Genomic DNA, 18,380 nt, shown 5'->3' with positions numbered 1-18,380 from the left:
CACCGCGAGGTGCCCTTCTTCAGTTGGCAGGCTGTGCTGCCGGTGGATCAGTAGCCCTGGCTGCCGCCACCGTAGCCACCGCCGCCGCCGCCACGCGGGCCGCGACCGGTGCCGTAGGGGCTGCGGCCACCGCCGCCACCACCGCCGCCGCCCGCACCACCGCCGTAGCCGCCGCCACCGCCGCTGCGGCTGCCGCCGCCACCACCGTAGCCGCCACCACCGCCGCCGGCGCCACCACCGTAGCCGCCGCCGCCACCGCTGCGGCCACCACCGCCGCCGTAGCCGCCGCCGCCACCACCGCCGTAACCACCCGGGCGCTCTTCACGCGGGCGGGCTTCGTTCACGACGATGGCGCGGCCTTCCAGCGGCTGGCCGTTCATCGCGTTCATGGCGGCCTGTGCTTCAGCCGGCGAGGACATCTCGACGAAGCCGAAGCCCTTCGAGCGGCCGGTTTCGCGGTCCATCATCACCTTGGCAGACGTGACGCTGCCGAACTGCCCGAACGCCTGCTGCAGGGATTCGTCGCGCACCGAGTAGGCCAGGTTGCCGACGTAAAGCTTGTTTCCCATGAGGGGAAGCTCCTTCTCAAGAAAAGTAAACCATGTGGAGCTTCATCCCGGCATGAACCATTCAAGCAGCAGGCGCCGTCTCCAGACACGGGCCGAGGGCGCAGACGCCCTCTCGAGTCATTATGGTGGCAAAACGTCTAGCGCGCCCAGCGCCTGAGGGCAAGTGCTAACCCGCACGTATCATGAGTGTTGTCATGCGGGTACAACCGGTCGATCACGGCGCCCTGCAGGCGCTCAATGCGGTGCTTCAGAGCATCGAATCGGTGCGCAATGCACGCGCTTTGTACCTCCTGATGCTGGCCTTCGCCGGCGCCAGTCTGCTGATGACGCTGGCCCAGGGCGCGTTGGCCCGCGAGGCCGGCACCGCGGCTGCGCTGTGGCTGGCTGCGGCCTTCTTCTGCCTGTTCTACACCACCAACGCCGCCGGCCTGGTGCTGATGGACGAGGCCTGCGGCCGCGAGCCGCGCCTGCCGGGCGACGCGCTGCGCGATGCCTTGCGCAGCGCCCACCGGCTGCTGGCGGTGGTGCTGTGCGTGCTGGCCGCCGCCGCGTTGCTGCTGGCCGTGGTGCTGGGCCTGCTGTGGGCCAGCCGGCTGCCGGCGGTCGGGCCCACCCTGCTGGGCGCGGCGGTGGCGCTGGGCGTGCCGGCCCTGGGCCTGGCCGGTGTGGCGCTGGTGGCCCTGGTGGGTCCGCTGGCCGCGCCAGCGGTGTGGGCCGGGCTGGGCGTGTGCCAGACGCTGGCCCTGCTGCTGCGCCAGGTGCGGCGGCGCTTCGCCCATGCGCTGATGCTGTCGGCCGCGGTCAGCCTGCTCACCGCCACCGTGGCCGGCCTGGTCAGCGTGGTGGTGCTGGCCGGCGGCCGGGCGCTGCTGGCGCTGGCCGTGGGCGTGCTGGAGATCGACCTCGCGCCGCAGCCGCTGCTGGCCGCGCTGTTCGGCCAGGGCCTGCGCATGGCGCCGGGGGCGCCGGCGTTGTCGGCAGCCACGCAGTCGGCGCTCACCGGTGCCGGGCTGGTGTTTGCGCTGGGGCTGGTGGTGCCGGGCGTGGTGTACCTTCGCGGGCTTTGCGAGCTGTTCCTGGCGCTGCGCCGCAGCGACGACGACCCGCCGGCCCTGCCATGACGCCTCCTCCGCTGGATCTGCTCAAGCCCCTGATCGCCCTGCTGGCGATCGTCAACCCGATCGGCGCGGTGCCGTTCTTCCTGACCTTCACCCAGGGATTGAACCGCGAGCAGCGCATGCGCACGCTGCGGGTCAGCGCCTTCTCGGCCTTCTGCGTCATCGCCGTCAGCGGCGTGGCGGGGCTGCAGATCATCGGTTTCTTCGGCATCTCGATCGCCAGCTTCCAGGTGGGCGGCGGCATGCTGCTGCTGATCTCGGCGCTGCACATGCTCAATGCCCAGCCGGCCGAAAGCGGCAAGGACGACCTGGCCGAGGGCCAGAGCAAGGCCGACGCCGGCGTCAGCGTGGCGGTGGTGCCGCTGACCATCCCGCTGCTCACCGGCCCGGCCACCATCAGCACGGTGGTGATCTATGCCGAGAAGACCCGCCACCTGTGGGAACACGCGGTGATCGTGGGCTACGGCGTGGTGATCGGCCTGGCCACCTACGCGGCGTTTGCGGCGTCCGGGCGCATCGCCCGGGTGCTGGGCCGCACCGGCATCAACGTGATGACGCGGCTGATGGGCCTGATCCTGGCGGCGATGGCGGTGGAACTGCTGGCCGACGGGCTGGTGAAGCTGTTCCCGATCCTGGCGAGCCCCACGTTGCGCGGCTGACACTGATGAGCGACCTGACCTACACCCACATCGTCGTCGGCGCCGGCACCGCCGGCTGCCTGCTGGCCAATCGGCTGAGTGCCGTGTCCACCAACCGCGTGCTGCTGATCGAGGCCGGCGGCAACGACGACTACCTCTGGGTGCACATCCCGGTGGGCTATCTCTATTGCATCGGCAACCCGCGCACCGACTGGCAGTTCTTCACCGAGCCCGACGCCGGCCTGAACGGCCGCAAGCTGCGCTACCCGCGCGGCAAGGTGCTGGGCGGCTGCAGCAGCATCAACGGCATGATCTACATGCGCGGCCAGGCGCGGGATTACGACGGCTGGGCCGCCGCCACCGGCGACGCGCGCTGGCGCTGGGACGATTGCCTGCCCTACTTCAAGCGCCATGAGGACCACTGGCGCGGCGCCAGCGACGTCCATGCCGCCCCCGGCTTCGACCCCAAGGGCGACCGCGCCGGCGGCGAGTGGCGGGTGGAGAAGCAGCGCCTGAGCTGGGAGATCCTCGACGCCTTTGCCGCCGCGGCGCAGGAAGCGGGCATCCCCGCCACCGACGACTTCAACCGCGGCAGCAACGAGGGCGTGGGCTATTTCGACGTCAACCAGCGCGGTGGCATCCGCTGGAATGCCACCAAGGCCTTCCTGCGGCCGATCCAGCACCGGCACAACCTGCAGGTGTGGACCGGCGCGCAGGTCAGCCGCCTGGTCACCGCCCAGGGTGAGCAGGGCCTGCGGATCACCGGCGTCGAGGTGCTGCCGCGCGGCAAGGACAACCAGCTGGCTGCCACCCCGCTGGTGGCGCGGCTGGCCGACGACGCGGGCAGCGGCCGCCATGCGGTGGTGATGGCCGCCGGCGCGGTGGGCACGCCGCAGATCCTGCAGCTCTCGGGCATCGGCCCGGGCGGGCTGCTGCAGCAGCATGGCATCTCGGTGGCGCACGACCTGCCCGGCGTCGGCGAGAACCTGCAGGACCACCTGCAGATCCGCGCGGTGTTCCAGGTCGAGGGCGTGAAGACGCTCAACACCCTGGCCAACAGCTGGTGGGGCAAGGGCCTGATCGGGCTGGAATACATGCTGCGCCGCAGCGGGCCGATGAGCATGGCGCCGTCGCAGCTGGGCTGCTTCACCCGCTCGGCGCCGGGTTTCGACCACCCGAACGTGCAGTACCACGTGCAGCCGCTGAGCCTGGACGCCTTCGGCGAGCCGCTGCACCGCTTCAACGCCTTCACCGCCAGCGTCTGCAACCTCAACCCCACCTCGCGCGGCACGGTGCGCATCACCAGCCCGCGACCGCAGGATGCGCCGGCCATCCAGGCCAACTACCTGAGCACCGAGGCCGACCGCCTGGTGGCTGCCGACAGCCTGCGGCTGACCCGCCGCATCGCCGCCCAGCCGGCGCTGGCCAAGTACCGTCCCCAGGAAGTGAAGCCGGGCGTGCAGTTCCAGACGGACGATGAGCTGGCGCGGCTGGCCGGCGACATCGGCACCACCATCTTCCACCCGGTGGGCACCTGCCGCATGGGCGCGGCCGATGATCCGCTGGCGGTGGTCGACTCCACGCTGCGGGTGCGCGGCGTGCGCAACCTGTGCATCGCCGATGCCAGCGTGATGCCGCGCATCACCAGCGGCAACACCAACTCGCCCACGCTGATGATCGCCGAGCGCGCGGCCGACTGGCTGCTGCGGCCTGCCGCGGCTTGACGGCGGGTAAATCCGGGCTGACGCCGGGCGGGCACCTGCCTACATTCCGGGCACTCGGCGCTTGCGGCCGGCAGCAGTCGGCCGCAGGGGCCCGGGGGACCGAGGAGACACAGACAGCAGAACGAGACACGTGGCGGACCGGGCGCAACACCAACACACAGCGCCTCCACCGGCCGCCCCGACTTGACCGCGCCAGGCCGATGCCTGGCGTTTTTTTTGGCCGGCCGGCGCCGCAGCGCCGGAAAAGCGCCCGGCCGGGCATGGACTTCAGCGCTTTGCCGCCGGGGTGCCGGGGCTAGTCTCGCCAGGGCCTGCCGTCCTGATCCGCCCCGCCAGGTCCCGCCACCACCACTGCCGCCGCCGCGGCCTGCTGCCATGTCCGTCTCCCCCGAACTGCGCACCCTCGAGATCGACATCCCGGCCAAGCCCGATGCGCTGGTCAAGCTGTCGCTGCTGCTGGCCGAGGACGATGTCAACCAGCAGGCGGTGGCCGCCCTGGTCGAGTCCGACATGGCGCTGGCCGCTGCGGTGCTGAAGGCGGTGAACTCGTCGCTGTACGGCTTGGCCGGCCGGGTGCAGAGCGTGCAGCAGGCCATCACCTACCTGGGCACCCGCGAGGTGGCGGCCATCACCTTCGAGATGGGCCTGCGCGCGGCATTTCCGCCGGCGCCCGAGCTGGAGCCGATCTGGCAGCGCGCGGCCCACCGCGGCTTGCTGATGGGCCGGCTGGCCACGGCGCTGGGGCTGGATGCCTGGGCGGCGCACTCGGCCGGGCTGTTCGAGGAATGCGGCAAGGCGGTGCTGTTCCGCCATGCCACCGACCACTACCGCGCCATGCTGCGCGCCGCCGCCACCGACGCCGACCTGTGCCAGCTGGAGCACACCGGCTTCGGCGTCAGCCACGACGCGCTGGGCGCGGCGCTGTGCGAGAGCTGGGGCCTGGGCCCGGCGGCGGTGTCCAGCGTGCGCCACCATGTCACCGCCCAGGGCCTGCTGGAGCTGCCGGGCGCGCCGGCGCGGCGCAGCGTGCTGGCGCTGTCGGTGATCGCCGCGGCCATCGTCACCATGCCGCCGTCCGTCGACGAGGTGGTGCCGCAGATCGCGCCGCAGGCCGACCTGGACACCACCCTGGTGCTGCGCGCCACCCGCAAGCTGCTGAACGACCTGCAGGCCGCCCAGGCCCACGGCCGCGGCGGCTGATCCCGCCGGTGGTGCGGGGTTCCCTGCGCCGGGCTCAGGAGGTGCCCTGATCTGGAAACCCCCTCTGGGCAGCGCGGGTGCCCACCGCTACGCTCCCGCCCTTCGACAGCCGGCCAGTACTGTGCCGTGAAAGGGATCAGCATGCGTCACGTGCCCGTGGATGCCTCGCAACTGGCGCTGCAGCGCCTCTACCACTGGGAGCAGACGGCGCCCACGCGGGTGGTCTTCACCCAGCCCATGGGCGGCGGAGCGGTCGAGACCTTCACCTGGGCCCAGGTGATGGACCAGGCCCGCCGCATGGCCAGCCACCTGAAGGCCCAGGGCGTGCAGCCCGGCGACCGGGTGGCGCTGATCAGCAAGAACACCGCCTGGTGGCTGATCACCGACTTCGCCATCTGGCTGGCCGGCGGCGTCTCGGTGCCGCTGTACCCCACGCTGGCGGCCGACACCATCCGCCAGATCCTGGCCCACAGCGAGGCCAAGCTGCTGTTCATTGGCAAGCTCGACGGCTGGGCCGGCATGCGCCCGGGCGTGCCTGCGGGCATGCACTGCATCGCCATGCCGCTGGCGCCGGCCGCCGCCGAGCTGCCGCCCGGCTGCGAGCAGTGGGCCACCATCCTGGGCCACAGCCAGCCGCTGGCCGGCAACCCGGTGCGCAGCGGCGACGAGCTGGCCACCATCATGTACACCTCGGGCACCACCGGCATGCCCAAGGGCGTGATGCACAGCTTCGCCACCTTCGCCTGGAGCCTGTCGTCCGGCCTGAAGCGGGTGAGCATGCTCAACCAGAACAGCCGCATGCTGAGCTACCTGCCGCTGTCGCACGTGGCCGAGCGCTCGCTGGTGGAATTTGCGCTGCTGTCGACCAACATGCAGGTGTTCTTCGCCGAGAGCCTGGACACCTTCGCGCAGGACCTGCAGCGCGCCCGGCCCACGGTGTTCTTCTCGGTGCCGCGGCTGTGGGTCAAGTTCCAGCAGGGCGTCTCGGCCAAGATGCCGCCGGCCAAGCTGGCGCGGCTGCTGAAGATCCCGATCATCAGCGGCATCGTTCGCAAGAAGGTGCTGGGCGCGCTGGGGCTGGACCAGTGCGTGTTCGCTGCCGGCGGCGCCGCGCCGATGCCGCCCGAGCTGCTGAAGTGGTATGGCGCGCTGGGCCTGAACCTGGTCGAGGTCTACGGCATGACCGAGAACTGCGGCCTGTCGCACGCCACGCTGCCCGGCGTGCCGCGGCCGGGCACGGTCGGCCAGCCGTATGAAGGCGTCGAATGCCGGCTCGATCCCGCCAATGGCGAAATCCAGATGCGCAGCCCCGGCCTGATGCTGGGCTACTACAAGGAGCCTGAGCTCAGCAAGGACGCCCTCACCGCCGACGGCTGGCTGCACACCGGCGACAAGGGCGCGCTCGATGTCGAGGGCAACCTCAAGATCACCGGCCGGGTGAAGGACCTGTTCAAGACCGGCAAGGGCAAGTACGTGGCCCCGGCGCCCATCGAGGACAAGCTGGTGATGCACCCGTCGGTGGAAGCCTGCTGCGTGACCGGCGCCAACCTGGGCCAGCCGCTGGCGGTGCTGATGCTCAACGAGGGCGCGGTGGCCAAGGCCAAGACGGCCGATGGCAAGGCCGAGCTGGAAGCCGGCCTGTCCGAGCACCTGAAGACGGTGAACGCCACGCTGGACCCGCATGAGCAGATGGATTGCCTGGTGCTGGTGACCGAGCCCTGGAGCGTGGACAACGGCTTCATCACGCCCACCTTCAAGGTCAAGCGCAACCGGGTGGAAGAGGTGTACGCCGCCAGCTACGAGCGCTGGGTCGGCATGCGCAAGAAGGTGATCTGGCTGTAGCCGCGGCTACGGCCCGCGCCGCGCGGCCAGCAGCAGCTCGGCCACCAGGCCGGCGGCCAGCACGGCGGTCGCCACCACGTCGGCCGTGACCACCCGGCCGATGGCGGCGTTGTAGCCGCCCACCCAGCGGGCCACCAGCAGGAAGCTGGCGGCGCTGGCCAGGCCGACCAGCAGCGCGGCCAGCCGCAGCGGCGGCAGGGCCGCCGCACACAGCATGAACAGCCCCAGCACGCCGAACAGCACGGCGCGGTGCTGCAGCAGGATGGCCAGATTGGCATCGGCCACCGGCACGCCGTACAGGCGCGTCAGCGTGGCCGGCCCCAGCACGCCAGCCACCGGCAGCAGGTGGATCAGGCCGGCCACCAGCAGGCCGGCCATGGGCAGAAACTTCAGGATGGGCGGAACGTGCGCAGGAAGGTCGGGCATGGGCAGGGATCGCAAGGTGGCTGATGCGGCCATCGTGCCTGCCGGCTTGGCGGCTGGCTTTCAAGAATCGCCCGTCCTGCCGCGCGTCCTTCCGCGCGTGTGCGTGGGGCCGGCGCGGGCGCTGTACACCGGCCCGGGGCTGGACCTGGCGCCGCACATCAACCTGGCGCTGACCATCGCCGTGGCCTGGCAGCAGCCCTTCGCGCTGCGGACCTGGGCCCGCACCGGCGGCTGGTCCGACTGGCGACGCTGTGAGGCCGCGGTGGTGCCGTCTGAATCGCTGCACCACCTGCAGTCCAGCGGCTCGATGGCCTTCCTGTACCTCGACCCCCTGCAGGACCGGCGCAGCCCGCTCAGCCTGGCCGATCTGCTGGCCGGGCGCGCGCGGCTGCTGGAGGCCGGTCCAGCGGTGGGGATCGACGCTGCGTTCGCCGCCTTCGGCCTGGCCCGCCGGGTGCCCACGGACGACCGCATCGCCCGCGTGGTGCTGGAGATCGAGCGCCATCCCGATGCGTTTGCCCGGCTGCGCGACGCGGCGGCGGTGGCGCACCTGTCGCCATCGCGGTTCCGGGCGCGCTTCGACCGCGAGGTCGGCCTGCCGTTCCGCCGCTACCGGATGTGGCGGCGCATGGCGGTGGTGATGCGCACGCTGGCCGGTGGCGGCAACCTGACCGACGCCGCGCTGGCGGCCGGCTTCGCCAGTTCGGCGCACCTCAGCAGCGCCTTCAGGCAGGTGTTCGGCCTGCCAGCCAGCAGCCTGCTGGCGCTGGGTGTCACCATCGACCTGTCGGGCGACGCCGTGCTGCCGGCCCAGTGGGTCAGCGCGCGCCCTCGGGCGCCCGCTGCGGCAGCTTGACGAACAGCGTGGCCACCGCCGCGCACAGCAGCAGCGCCCCGGCCAGCAGCACCACATTGCGCGCATCGCCGCCCAGCAGCGGCTTGTAGTACAGCGGCAGCGTCACGCTCTGGATCAGCATCGGGATCACGATGAACATGTTGAAGATGCCCATGTAGACGCCGGTGCGCTCGGGCGGGATGCTGCTGGCCAGCATCACGTACGGGTTGCCCATGATGCTGGCCCAGCACAGGCCCACGCCGATCATCGGGATGAACAGCCAGGCCTGCTGGTCGATCGACGGAATCGCCAGCATGCCCAGGCCGCCGGCCGTCAGGCAGGCGGCATGCATCACCTTGGCGCCGAAGCGCCTGGTGAACGGCACCAGGGCGAAGGCCGCCACGAAGGCCACCGCGTTGTAGAAGCCGCCGATCTGTCCGTTGACCAGCACCGCATCGCGGAAGCCGGTGCTGGTGGGGTCACTGGTGTTGAACAGCGAGCGGGCGATGCTGTAGGTGACGTACTGCCAGTAGCAGACCATGCCGTACCACTGGAACAGCTTCATCCAGGCCATCTGCCGCATCGCCGGGGGCATGGCGACGATGGCATCCCAGATCTCGCGCAGCGTGGCGCCCACGCCGGGCTTCTTGGCTTCGATCTCGGCGCGCTGTTGCGGGGTGAGCGGCAGCTCGGGCACGCGCCAGATCGAATAGGCGATGGTGCAGATCGACAGCACCGCGCCGATCAGGAACGAGATCTTGGTGATGACCGGGATGTTGTTGGCATCCACCATGTCCTTGTTCATGCCCAGCCACACCAGGATCGATGGCGCCAGGTAGCTCAAGGTCTGCGCCAGGCCGGTGAAGGCGCTCTGCGTCAGGTAGCCCTGGGCATGCTGCTTCTCGTCGAGCCGGTCGCTCACGTAGGCGCGGTAGGGCTCCATCGTGGTGTTGTTGGCCGCGTCCATGATCCACAGCAGGCTGGCCGCCATCCACAGCGCGCCGCTGTAGGGCATGGCGAACAGGCTCAGGCTGCAGAGGATGGCGCCGATCAGGAAGTACGGCGTGCGCCGGCCGTAGCGTGAGGCGGTGCGGTCGCTCATGGCGCCGACGATGGGCTGCACCAGCAGCCCGGTCATCGGCCCGGCCAGCGACAGCAGCGGCAGCGCCGCCTCGTCGGCGCCCAGGTAGCTGTAGATCGGGCCCATGTTGCTCTGCTGCAGGCCGAAGCTGAACTGCAGGCCGAGGAAGCCCACGTTCATCTGGACGATCTGGCGCAGCGACAGGTGCGGCTTGGTGGGGCCCGGGGTCATGGTGGCGGCTTGGCTGGCAAAACCGCCACTCTAGAGCTGCTGCAAACGATTGCAATTGCGGGTTTCCCTGGTGTGTTTCACGTTGGATCCACTGCCTGCGGGGCGGCAGGCGGTGGCCGAGCTGCTCTCCTGCCCTGCGCAAAGACCACTGCGCTGCGCTGCCGCCAGCGCCAACGGATGTTCGACGGACCTGGGTTGCTCGACGATGGTCACGATCTCGTCAGGGTCGTCGCCGAAACAGATGGTGAAGCGGCTGTCCAGCGGCTCGTTCATGGGATGTTTCCTGCAGCGGTCGGGCCGGCCTTGCCATGCTCACTTGCTGAGCGCCCAGTAACCGGTGACGAGCGGCAGCGAAATCCCCGCGTCCACGGTGCCGGACGCCGGCGTGCCCACACCGCCAATCCCCAGCGCGAATCCTGGAATGGCGCCCATGTCCTGCAGTGCCACGTCCCAGGACAAGCCCACACCCACCGGGCCCAGCCCGCCCTGCACACCGATGGTCGGCTTGATCTTGGTGCCGATGCGGCCGGGCGACCAACCCATGCTGGGGCCCACGCTGGCACCCATTCCCGCGGAGCCGCCCAGGGTTTCGACCACCGCCATCTTGTAACCACGCTTCTGCGAGAAGGGATGGTTGGAAGGCGTCACCTCCATGGCAAAGCAGAATGCTGCATTGGCACCTGCGCCATAAGCGCCTGCACCGCCCAGGCACAGGCTGAAATTGGAATTGGCCAGGGCACCTGGAATATTCTGGTCGTGCAGGGTTTGGCCTGCATTGACGGCCTCGCCAAACGCAGTTTCGCCAGCGGTGCCCGCCAGCAAGCCCAGTTTCTTGGCCAGCCGCGGCACATCGCACATCGATTGGCTGTCGATCTTGCCCGACGGAATGGCGCGCATCACCCGGCTGAGCGCCCGCTGGCTGTCGCCGTCCAGGCTGGACAGGCGCGCTTGCACATCCAGCAGTTTGCCGGCATGGGTGTTCAGCGCCGTCACACTGGCCGCCCGCAGGCTGGCCAGCATGCCGGCGTCCAGCGCACCCGCCGTCAGCGCGGTGGTGGCCAGGGAGGTCAGCGCCGATTGGCTGACCCGCAAGGTCGAATTGGCCGCCGATGCGAGCCGGGTGTATTCGGCCTGGCTGATGGCCGCGCTGCGGGCCCGGAAGGTTTCCACCGTCTGGACGGCGGCTGCCGTGATGCTGGCCGATTGCTGGTTGGCCTTGTCGGTGGTGTTGCGCGCATCGGCATACGCCTGGCGCAGGATCTCCCCGGCTTGCTGGTTGGCGGCGTCCACCAGTTTCCGGGCTTCGTTGTTGGCGGCGTTCTTGGCCTTGCAGATGATGTCGCAGGCTTGGGCCTGGCTGGCAAAACCCAGCACGGCCAGGGACACCAGCAGGGGCCGGAGAGCGAATCTTGCAGCGTTGGTCGTCATGTTGAATGCTCGTGTTGGAAGTGGTTTGGGGCGCAGGCGTCAATCGCAGATCTGGGGTTCTGCCGCCTTGGTGGTCTTGGCGGTGGACAGGGCCGCATGGAGTGTTTTGTTGGCCGTTTGCGTGGCCTCGTTCCGGATGCCGTTGGCGCGGTTGTTGGCGTCGGCAATGATCTTGTCCGCAGATTTCCGGGCCTCATTGGCAATCTTGTCGGCGGCCTCGTTGGCCAGGCACTTGGCATACCGGTCCGGGCGCTTCCAGTCGTATTTGCAGGCATGGGCCTGGCCGGCAAAGACCAGGCTGGCAAATGCCAGCAGAATCACGGCGGGGGTTTTCTTCGGGTGGTTCATGGCGGTGGTCTTTCGGTGGGTGGGGAGTGGATGAACGGACTTTGTCTGACCAACGCCATACCGTCCTCAAACCGCGCTCAAACGTTCTCAAACGTTCTGGACCGGCGGGTTTTGAAGGCCGGGTTCGATCGCCAATACACTGGATCGACACCCGCCAGCCCCCCGGCCACCCATGGACGCCACTTCCACCCCGTGCATGACCGGCCTGCGATTCGGACCCGGCGGCAAGTTCCTGCTGCAGCGCCTGGAGCGCCGCCTGTGGGCGCATGACCAGCCGGTCGGCCTCGGCGCCAGGGCCTTCGACCTGCTGCTGTGCCTGGCGGAGCGGCCGGGGCAGCTGCTGACCAAGCAGGCGCTGATGGACCTGGTCTGGCCCGGTGCTGTGGTCGAGGAGAACAACCTCGCCACCCAGATCAGCAGCCTGCGCAAACTGCTGGGCGCGGAGCTGATCGCCACCATCCCGGGCCATGGCTACCGCTTCACTTCGCCGGTCGACGTGGTGGCAGCGCGCCGTGGCAGCGCCGCAGCCGGCATCGATCTGACGGCGCCTGCCGCACCAGCTGCACAGGGTGCCGGGCCGGCGGCCGCTCGGCACAACCTGCCCGCCGCCCGCGACAGCTTTGTCGGCCGCGAATCCGCCCTGCGCGACCTGGCAGGCTGTTTCGACGCCGGCGCGCGGCTGGTCACGCTGCTGGGCACGGCCGGCACGGGCAAGACACGGCTGGCCCTGCAGTTCGGTCGCGCCCAACTCGACAGCGCAGGCGGCAGTGTGTGGTTCTGCGACTTGTCAGCCGCCCGGGGGCTGGACGGCATCGTGCACGCGGTGGCGCAGGGGCTGGACCTGCCGCTGGGCCGCAGCGACCCGTTGGAGCAGATTGGCCAGGCGCTGGCCGGCCGGGGGCCTTGCCTGGCGATCCTGGACAACTTCGAGCAGGTGGCGCGCGACGCGGAGCGCTGCCTCGGCCTGTGGCTGGACCAGGCGCCGCAGGCCCGCTTCCTGGTCACCAGCCGGGAAGTGCTGAACATGGCCGGCGAGCGCACGCTGGTGCTGCCGCCGCTGGCGGCAGACGATGCCGCGGCGCTGTTCGTGCGCCGGGCGGCGGAGCTGAAGCCCGGGTTCCGCCTCGTGGACGCCGACAGCAGCGCGATCCAGGCGCTGGTCAAGCTGCTGGACGGCCTGCCGCTGGCCATCGAGCTGGCGGCGGTGCGCATCCGCGTGATGTCGCCGCCCCAGCTGCTGCAGCGCATGGGCGACCGCTTCCGGCTGCTGGCCGGCAGCGGCGAACGCCATGACCGCCAGGCCACCTTGCGTGCCGCGCTGGACTGGTCCTGGGACCTGCTCTCCCAGGCCGAGCGTGCCGCGCTGGCCCAGCTGTCGGTGTTCGAGGGCGGCTTCAGCCTGCACACCGCCGAAGCGGTGCTCGACCTGGGCGGTGTGGACGACAACGCCTGGTGCGTCGACCTGGTGCAGGCGCTGCTGGAAAAGTCGCTGCTGCGCAGCGCCGGCGATGACCGTTTCGACCTGCTGGTGAGCGTGCGCGAGTACGCCGCCGAGCACCTGTCGACGCCCGGCCGCTTCCCCGGCAGCGGGCAGGCCGCGATGCTGGCCGCGCAGCAGCGGCATTGGCGGTTCTTCGGCGCCTGGAACGACGACGCGGCCATCGCGGCCGGCGCCATCGAGACCGACAACCTGGTGGCGGCCAGCAAGCGCGCAGCGCTGGCCGGCGACGGCGCATCGGCGGTGGGCGCGTTGGCGGCGGCCTGGGCCGTGCTGCGGCTGCGCGGCCCCTATGGCCCGGCCATCGACGCGGCGGCCCGCCTGCGCGCCATGCCGGCGCTGAGCGACCGCATGCGTGCCACCATCGACTGGGTGTCCGGCTGCGCGCTGGAGGCATCCGGTCAATCGGCGGCATCGCGGCAGGATTTCGACACCGCGTTGCTGCAGGCAGAACAGTCCGGTGACCAGGCGCTGATCGCCCAGGTGTTGTGCGGGCTGGGCGAGCTGCACATCGCGATGGGCCAGCCGGCCCTGGCGCGCGGGCAGTTGCTGCGCGCCGCCGCACTGGGCGACGCGATGGGCCAGCCGGCGCTGCAATGCCAGGCGCACAAGGGCCTGGGCTCGGCGTCGATGGCGGTGGGCGACCTGGCGGCTGCACGCCAGCACTTCGGGTTGGCCCTGGCGCAGGCACGCGGGCTGGCCGAGCGCCACTGGGAATGCGCCCTGCTCAACAACCTGGGCAACCTGGCCACGCTGCTGGGCCACAACACCGACGCCCGCAACCGCCTGGGCGAGGCACTGGCCCTGGCCCGCGCTGCCGGCTACCGGCGTGTCGAGGCCAACACCCTGTGCACCCTGGGCCTGCTGGAACATCTGCTCGGCCGCAACGACCTGGCCGCCGGCCACCTCGGCGATGCCCTGGACCTGGCCCGCCCGCTGGGCCTGCTGCGCCTGGAATGCATGGTGCTGTGCAACCAGGGGCTGGTCGCGGCTGCCGAAGGTGACACGCCGCGCGCCCTGTCGCACCAACGCCGGGCATTGGACATTGCCCGGCAGCTGGGCGACAGCCGCCTGGAAGGCCAGATCCGCAGCTACCTCGGCCCCTTGCTGGCGCGGCAGGGGCAGCCTGACGATGCCCGCGCCGAGTTGCACACGGCCGCAACCCTGCTGCTGCACAGCGGCGACCAGAGCGACCTGGGCCTGGTGCACTGCGGCCTGGCCGAGACGGAGCGCCTGGCCGGCAACCCGGCGGCGGCCGCCGTGGCGCTGGCACGCGCCACCGCCCTGGCAGACGAGATCGGCGCCGAGGAGCACGCCGAGCTGCGGTTGGCGCTGCGGCGCGTGCGCGCGCTACTGGCCGACCACAGCCCGGTTTGATCCCCTGGGCGATTGGGCGACCGTCGCTTCGACCATGCTGGTCGGCCAGGGGCTGCGGGCCAACGGAATCGGCGCCGAACCATCGCCACTGTTGTGCATCGGTGCCGAGGTCTGCGGCATGGGCACGAACGCCGGGTCGAGCACGCACCGGACCGCTGGGTCGGTGGCCGATCGCACCCGCACGTCGTACTTGTGCAGCATGAGCCGCGGCGACGGACGCAGCCCGAGCAGGAACTGGTTGGCCAGGCGCCCGGGCAGGTAGTCGATCGCCGGGCGATCGGCCGCCTCACCGGTTTCGTCGGGGTCGCCCAGCCGGTTGCGCGGCAGGTGGATGCCCCGGAACCCGGCCGGATCGTCGTCGAACACATAGCCCGGGGTGGCAATGGTCCAGCGCAGCGCCGCCACGCCATGGGCGCCGAAGACGAGCTCCGGCACATCGATCTCGCAGGCCTGCCCCGGTGCGCCCGGCTTCACCCGCACCGGCACCTCGCAGACCTTCTGGCCGGTCTGCGCATCGGTGACCAGGTGCGCCTCACAGCGCCAGACACGGGCCTTGGGTCCCAGCACCAGCGACCCAGGCTCCACCACAGGCCCCGCACCACCTGGCCGCAGGCCGGCACAACCCGCCAGCACGCCCACGGCCAGCACACCCGCACCCACCCTCCACAACGCCCGCATCACGGTCACTCCCTGTTGTCTTGTCGATCGGGCAGTCTGCCAGCAAGTGGCGACCGGCCGGTGACGGCGCCTGGCGTCGGATGGGCGGCCGCCCCACCAACAGGCAGAGCAGCCCCTCGATCGGCAGCCACGACAGCACCTCGTCGCCCGGCCGCCGCAGCAGGCCGGCCTTGGGGTCGCTGCGGTGGACCAGCCACCCGCACCACCACGCCGCCGCGCAGGCGCGCCTCATGGGGCGACCTGGATCCTCGCCGGCAGTGGCATGCCGCGCCGGGCCATGGCCTCGCGCACCCGGTCGGGCCGGTCGCTGACGATGCCGTCCACACCCAGGTCGAGCATGGCCTCGATCTGCGCCGGTTCGTTCACCGTCCAGGCCAGCACCTGCAGGCCCAGGGCCTGCGCCTCCTTCACCTGGGCGGCGTCCAGGTCGCCGTGGAAGCTGCTCCAGACCTTGCCGCCGGCCGCGCGCACCATCTTCGGCACCGAGCCGTGGTCGGCCAGCGCAAAGCCGGCCGTCCAGGGCGTGGCCGGGCCGCGGCCCACGTTGTCCAGCCAGCGTTGGCGGGCGGTGAGGTAGACGGTGGGGATTTCCGGTGCCTCGCGCTGGATGACCTGCAGCGTGCGCCAGTCGAACGACAGGATGCTGGTGCGGGTGGCCAGGCCGGCGTCGCGCACCGCGGCCACCAGCGCGCGGGCAAAGGGCTCGGGCGCGGCGGTGTCGTCGGGCGTGTTCGGGTTGAGCTTGGTCTCCAGCGCCAGCCGCAGCCGCGGATCACCGGCGCGCTTGACCAGGTCGAACAGCTCGGCCAGCGCCGGCAGGCGGGCGCCGTCCACCGGCTGCTGCTCCGGGTACTGGCCGGCATAGCGGGTGCCGGGCCTGAGCCGGCCCACGTCGTAGCGCTGCAGCTCGGCCCAGGGGGTGTGGAAGATCACCGGCCCGCGTGCGGCCAGGAACTGGCCGTCGGGCCCGCGGGTGATGTCCGGGTTCAGCGCCGGGTCGTGGCTGATCAGCAGCACGCCGTCGCGGCTGATGGCGATGTCGGTCTCCAGCGTGTTCACACCGATGGCCAGCGTGCGCGCAAAGCCGGCGATGGTGTTCTCCGGTGCCAGCCCGCGGGCGCCGCGGTGGCCCTGCAGGTCGAAGGCCTGGGCGGCGTGCAGCGGTGCCAGCAGGGCGGCGGCGAGGATCAGGGCCAGGCGTTGCATCGGGGGCTCCAGCGGTGGAAGGGCCACTGTATGCCGCATCACAATCACCGCATGCACACACTGCCCCTGACCCCGTTGCAATCCATCCAGATCGCCAGCCACGCGCCCGGGCCGCGGCTGCTGGTCACCGGTGCGGTGCACGGCAACGAGGTCTGCGGCACGCTGGCCATTCGCCGGGTGCTGGCCGAGATCGACGCGGGCGCGCTGGTCATCCGGCGCGGCAGCGTCACCTTCGTGCCGGTGTGCAACCCGCTGGCCTTCCAGCGCGGCCAGCGTGCGGGTGACCGCAACCTCAACCGCGCGCTGGAGCCCAAGCCGTTTCCGGCCGATTACGAAGACCGCCTCGCCAACTGGCTGTGCCCGCTGCTGGCCGCGCACGACGGCCTGCTCGACCTGCACTCCTTCCATTCCGGTGGCGCCCCGTTCGTGATGGTGGGCCCGCCCGACAACGACGGCCGGCTGGAGCCCTTCGGCCATGCCGGCACCGAGGAAGCCCTGGCCCGCGTGCTGGGCGTGCCGCGGGCGGTGGACGGCTGGCTGGGCACCTATGCCAGCGGCGTGGCCGCCCGGGCGCAGCAGGCCCAGGCCGACGGCCTGGCGCCCGAGGCCCTGCCCGAGCTGCACCCGCGCTACGGCGTGGGCACCACCGAGTACATGCGCACCCAGGGCGGCTGGGGGCTGACGCTGGAATGCGGCCCCCACACCGATCCGCAATCGCCCGAGGTGGCCTGGCGCGCCATCCACCGCACCCTGGCCCACCTGGGCATGACCGACGAGACGCCACCCGCGCCGGCCGCCACGCTGGAGGCGCTGAGCCTGCATGCGGTGGTCGACAAGCAGCATGCCGACGACCGCTTCGCGCGCGACTGGCAGAGCTTCGACCCGGTGCGCGCCGGCGAGCTGATCGGCCACCGCGCCAGCGGCGCGCCGGTGCATGCACCCGGCGATGGCTGGCTGGTGTTTCCCAACGCCCGTGCTGCTGCGCGCCAGGAGTGGTTCTACCTGGCCCGCGCCAGCCGGCGCTTCGCCGCGACAGGCTGACGGTCTGCCCGGGTGATGACCTGGGTGGTCGATCCGGTGCAGATCCGGGTACCGTGGCCGGCGTTTTCGCCGAAGATCACCAGGCGCGGGCTGCGTTGCCGGTCCGACCGCCTCCTGCCCATGCATTTCGGTTCCCGGCTCCGCGATCTGCTGTCCCCTGCCCGCCGCCGCTGGCTGCAGGGCGGCGCCGTGCTGGCCGGTGCGGCGCTGACCGGCGGTTGTGGTGCGCCGCCACCGCCGCTGCGCATCGGCGCCCACGTCTGGCTGGGCTACGAGCTGCTGTACCTGGCCCGCGCGCGGGGCCTGGTGCCGGCGTCGCAGCTGCGTCTGGTCGAGCTGCCCACCGCCACCGCCAGCCTGCGCGCCCTGGCCGCCGGCACGGTGGAGGGCGCCGGCCTGACGCTGGACGAGGTGCTCAGCGCCCGCGCCCGCGGCCTGATGCTGCGGGTGGTGGCGGTGATCGATGTCTCCCACGGCGCCGACGCCTTGCTGGCCGCGCCCGATGTCGCCAGCCTGGCGGCGCTGCGCGGCCGCCGCATCGGCGTGGAGCAGAGCGCCACCGGCGCGCTGATGCTCGACGCCGCGCTGCAGCAGGCCGGCCTGCGGCCGGCCGATGTGCGCCAGGTGCCGCTGGCCTTCGACGAGCATGCCGAGGCCCTGCGCCGCGGCCGGGTGGACGCCGTGGTCACCTTCGACCCGGTGCGCGCCCAGCTGGTGGCCGATGGCGCGCGGGTGCTGTTCACCAGCGCCCAGGTGCCGGGCCTGGTCGTCGACGTGCTGGCGGTGCGGCCCGAGGTCACCGCGGCCCAGGCCGACCACCTGCGTGCCGTGGTGGCCGGCCTGCTGCAGGCCCGCCAGGCCTGGCTGCAGGACAGCCGTGGCAGCGCTGCCGAGATGGCCCCGCGCCTGCGCCTGCCACCGGCCGCGGTGGAGGCGGCCTTCGGCCAGCTGCAGCTGCCTGATCTGGCGGCCAACCGCGCCTGGCTGACCGGCCAGCCGCCGCAGTTGCTGGTGACGGCGCGCCGGCTGGAAGCGGTGATGCAGCGCGCCGCCCTGCTGCCGCCCGCGGCCGCCAGCCTGGACGACCAGGGTGCCGAGTCGCCGCTGGCCGATCCGCGCTACCTGCCGCAGGCCTGACGC

Annotated in this window: 17 protein-coding genes; 9 read left to right on the top strand and 8 right to left on the bottom strand. The window is 71.4% G+C overall.

The features are described 5' to 3' along the window. Positions 1-47: 47 nt before the first annotated feature. The gene (gene rbp, locus FFT10_RS19250) at positions 48-569 is read right to left on the bottom strand and encodes an RNA-binding regulator (RefSeq protein WP_137734491.1); all 522 of its coding nucleotides are present in this window, start codon (positions 567-569) and stop codon (positions 48-50) included. Positions 570-763: 194 nt separating this feature from the next. Here rbp and FFT10_RS27680 point away from each other — a divergent pair, with 194 nt between their 5' ends. The 5 genes from FFT10_RS27680 to FFT10_RS19225 all read left to right on the top strand — a co-directional run bounded on the left by FFT10_RS27680 (position 764) and on the right by FFT10_RS19225 (position 7,091). Next, positions 764-1,690, top strand: a complete 927-nt coding sequence (locus tag FFT10_RS27680; protein WP_154694092.1) for a hypothetical protein — start codon at positions 764-766, stop codon at positions 1,688-1,690. Continuing rightward, positions 1,687-2,346 (top strand): MarC family protein, encoded by a 660-nt coding sequence (locus FFT10_RS19240; RefSeq protein WP_373282544.1) that lies wholly within the window; start codon positions 1,687-1,689, stop codon positions 2,344-2,346. Before FFT10_RS27680 ends, FFT10_RS19240 begins: the two co-directional genes overlap by 4 nt. 5 nt (positions 2,347-2,351) lie before the next feature. Continuing rightward, positions 2,352-4,049: a GMC family oxidoreductase gene (locus tag FFT10_RS19235; protein WP_137734490.1), complete on the top strand. Its 1,698-nt coding sequence runs from the start codon at positions 2,352-2,354 to the stop codon at positions 4,047-4,049. A gap of 375 nt (positions 4,050-4,424) precedes the next feature. After that, positions 4,425-5,249: an HDOD domain-containing protein gene (locus tag FFT10_RS19230; protein ID WP_137734489.1), complete on the top strand. Its 825-nt coding sequence runs from the start codon at positions 4,425-4,427 to the stop codon at positions 5,247-5,249. 141 nt (positions 5,250-5,390) lie between these two features. Next, positions 5,391-7,091: an AMP-binding protein gene (locus tag FFT10_RS19225; RefSeq protein ID WP_137734488.1), complete on the top strand. Its 1,701-nt coding sequence runs from the start codon at positions 5,391-5,393 to the stop codon at positions 7,089-7,091. Positions 7,092-7,097: 6 nt separating this feature from the next. Here FFT10_RS19225 and FFT10_RS19220 read toward each other — a convergent pair whose 3' ends face one another. Beyond that, entirely contained in the window at positions 7,098-7,469 is a 372-nt protein-coding gene (locus FFT10_RS19220; RefSeq protein ID WP_137734487.1) for a phosphopantetheine adenylyltransferase, read from the bottom strand. Between the two features lie 145 nt (positions 7,470-7,614). Here FFT10_RS19220 and FFT10_RS19215 point away from each other — a divergent pair, with 145 nt between their 5' ends. After that, positions 7,615-8,373, top strand: a complete 759-nt coding sequence (locus FFT10_RS19215; RefSeq protein ID WP_162520848.1) for a helix-turn-helix transcriptional regulator — start codon at positions 7,615-7,617, stop codon at positions 8,371-8,373. On the opposite strand, the gene FFT10_RS19210 is transcribed toward FFT10_RS19215, so the two are convergent. Genes FFT10_RS19210 through FFT10_RS19195 form a run of 4 tightly spaced genes read right to left on the bottom strand, consistent with a single transcriptional unit; the run spans position 8,336 to position 11,440 of the window. Beyond that, positions 8,336-9,664 (bottom strand): MFS transporter, encoded by a 1,329-nt coding sequence (locus FFT10_RS19210; protein ID WP_137734485.1) that lies wholly within the window; start codon positions 9,662-9,664, stop codon positions 8,336-8,338. The two genes, FFT10_RS19215 and FFT10_RS19210, sit on opposite strands and share 38 nt — an antisense overlap. Before the next feature lie 30 nt (positions 9,665-9,694). Then, entirely contained in the window at positions 9,695-9,937 is a 243-nt protein-coding gene (locus FFT10_RS19205) for a hypothetical protein (protein ID WP_137734484.1), read from the bottom strand. 39 nt (positions 9,938-9,976) lie between these two features. Then, a complete protein-coding gene (locus tag FFT10_RS19200) occupies positions 9,977-11,092 on the bottom strand; it encodes a hypothetical protein (protein ID WP_137734483.1) in 1,116 nt (371 codons plus the stop codon). 39 nt (positions 11,093-11,131) lie between these two features. Beyond that, positions 11,132-11,440, bottom strand: coding sequence for a hypothetical protein (locus FFT10_RS19195; RefSeq protein WP_137734482.1), 309 nt, complete (start codon positions 11,438-11,440; stop codon positions 11,132-11,134). 196 nt (positions 11,441-11,636) lie between these two features. Here FFT10_RS19195 and FFT10_RS19190 point away from each other — a divergent pair, with 196 nt between their 5' ends. Next, the gene (locus FFT10_RS19190) at positions 11,637-14,315 is read left to right on the top strand and encodes an ATP-binding protein (RefSeq protein ID WP_162520847.1); all 2,679 of its coding nucleotides are present in this window, start codon (positions 11,637-11,639) and stop codon (positions 14,313-14,315) included. Here FFT10_RS19190 and FFT10_RS19185 read toward each other — a convergent pair. Then, positions 14,289-14,882, bottom strand: a complete 594-nt coding sequence (locus FFT10_RS19185) for a hypothetical protein (RefSeq protein WP_137734480.1) — start codon at positions 14,880-14,882, stop codon at positions 14,289-14,291. The genes FFT10_RS19190 and FFT10_RS19185 overlap by 27 nt on opposite strands. 339 nt (positions 14,883-15,221) lie before the next feature. Further along, positions 15,222-16,199 (bottom strand): glycerophosphodiester phosphodiesterase, encoded by a 978-nt coding sequence (locus FFT10_RS19180; protein WP_137734479.1) that lies wholly within the window; start codon positions 16,197-16,199, stop codon positions 15,222-15,224. A gap of 51 nt (positions 16,200-16,250) precedes the next feature. Between FFT10_RS19180 and FFT10_RS19175 the strand changes: the two genes are divergently transcribed. Then, a complete protein-coding gene (locus FFT10_RS19175; protein WP_137734478.1) occupies positions 16,251-17,240 on the top strand; it encodes a M14 family metallopeptidase in 990 nt (329 codons plus the stop codon). A gap of 120 nt (positions 17,241-17,360) precedes the next feature. Further along, entirely contained in the window at positions 17,361-18,377 is a 1,017-nt protein-coding gene (locus tag FFT10_RS19170) for an ABC transporter substrate-binding protein (protein ID WP_162520846.1), read from the top strand. Positions 18,378-18,380 lie beyond the last annotated feature (3 nt).

This window comes from Pseudaquabacterium pictum (assembly GCF_005403045.1).
In the GTDB taxonomy this organism is placed as follows: Bacteria; Pseudomonadota; Gammaproteobacteria; order Burkholderiales; family Burkholderiaceae_C; genus Pseudaquabacterium; species Pseudaquabacterium pictum.
The sequence above is the reverse complement of the archived record's forward strand: the minus strand, read 5'-3'. Positions and strand labels throughout refer to the sequence as shown.

Bases quoted from the DNA above. Each gene is read 5' to 3' on its own strand.
- FFT10_RS19180 (WP_137734479.1), bottom strand. From the start codon at position 16,199: ATGCAACGCCTGGCCCTGATCCTCGCCGCCGCCCTGCTGGCACCGCTG.
- FFT10_RS19205 (WP_137734484.1), bottom strand. From the start codon at position 9,937: ATGAACGAGCCGCTGGACAGCCGCTTCACCATCTGTTTCGGCGACGAC.
- FFT10_RS19190 (WP_162520847.1), top strand. From the start codon at position 11,637: ATGACCGGCCTGCGATTCGGACCCGGCGGCAAGTTCCTGCTGCAGCGC.
- FFT10_RS19220 (WP_137734487.1), bottom strand. From the start codon at position 7,469: ATGGCCGGCCTGCTGGTGGCCGGCCTGATCCACCTGCTGCCGGTGGCT.
- FFT10_RS19175 (WP_137734478.1), top strand. From the start codon at position 16,251: ATGCACACACTGCCCCTGACCCCGTTGCAATCCATCCAGATCGCCAGC.
- FFT10_RS19230 (WP_137734489.1), top strand. From the start codon at position 4,425: ATGTCCGTCTCCCCCGAACTGCGCACCCTCGAGATCGACATCCCGGCC.
- FFT10_RS19225 (WP_137734488.1), top strand. From the start codon at position 5,391: ATGCGTCACGTGCCCGTGGATGCCTCGCAACTGGCGCTGCAGCGCCTC.
- FFT10_RS19170 (WP_162520846.1), top strand. From the start codon at position 17,361: ATGCATTTCGGTTCCCGGCTCCGCGATCTGCTGTCCCCTGCCCGCCGC.
- FFT10_RS19195 (WP_137734482.1), bottom strand. From the start codon at position 11,440: ATGAACCACCCGAAGAAAACCCCCGCCGTGATTCTGCTGGCATTTGCC.
- FFT10_RS19210 (WP_137734485.1), bottom strand. From the start codon at position 9,664: ATGACCCCGGGCCCCACCAAGCCGCACCTGTCGCTGCGCCAGATCGTC.
- FFT10_RS19200 (WP_137734483.1), bottom strand. From the start codon at position 11,092: ATGACGACCAACGCTGCAAGATTCGCTCTCCGGCCCCTGCTGGTGTCC.
- rbp (WP_137734491.1), bottom strand. From the start codon at position 569: ATGGGAAACAAGCTTTACGTCGGCAACCTGGCCTACTCGGTGCGCGAC.
- FFT10_RS19235 (WP_137734490.1), top strand. From the start codon at position 2,352: ATGAGCGACCTGACCTACACCCACATCGTCGTCGGCGCCGGCACCGCC.
- FFT10_RS19240 (WP_373282544.1), top strand. From the start codon at position 1,687: ATGACGCCTCCTCCGCTGGATCTGCTCAAGCCCCTGATCGCCCTGCTG.
- FFT10_RS27680 (WP_154694092.1), top strand. From the start codon at position 764: ATGCGGGTACAACCGGTCGATCACGGCGCCCTGCAGGCGCTCAATGCG.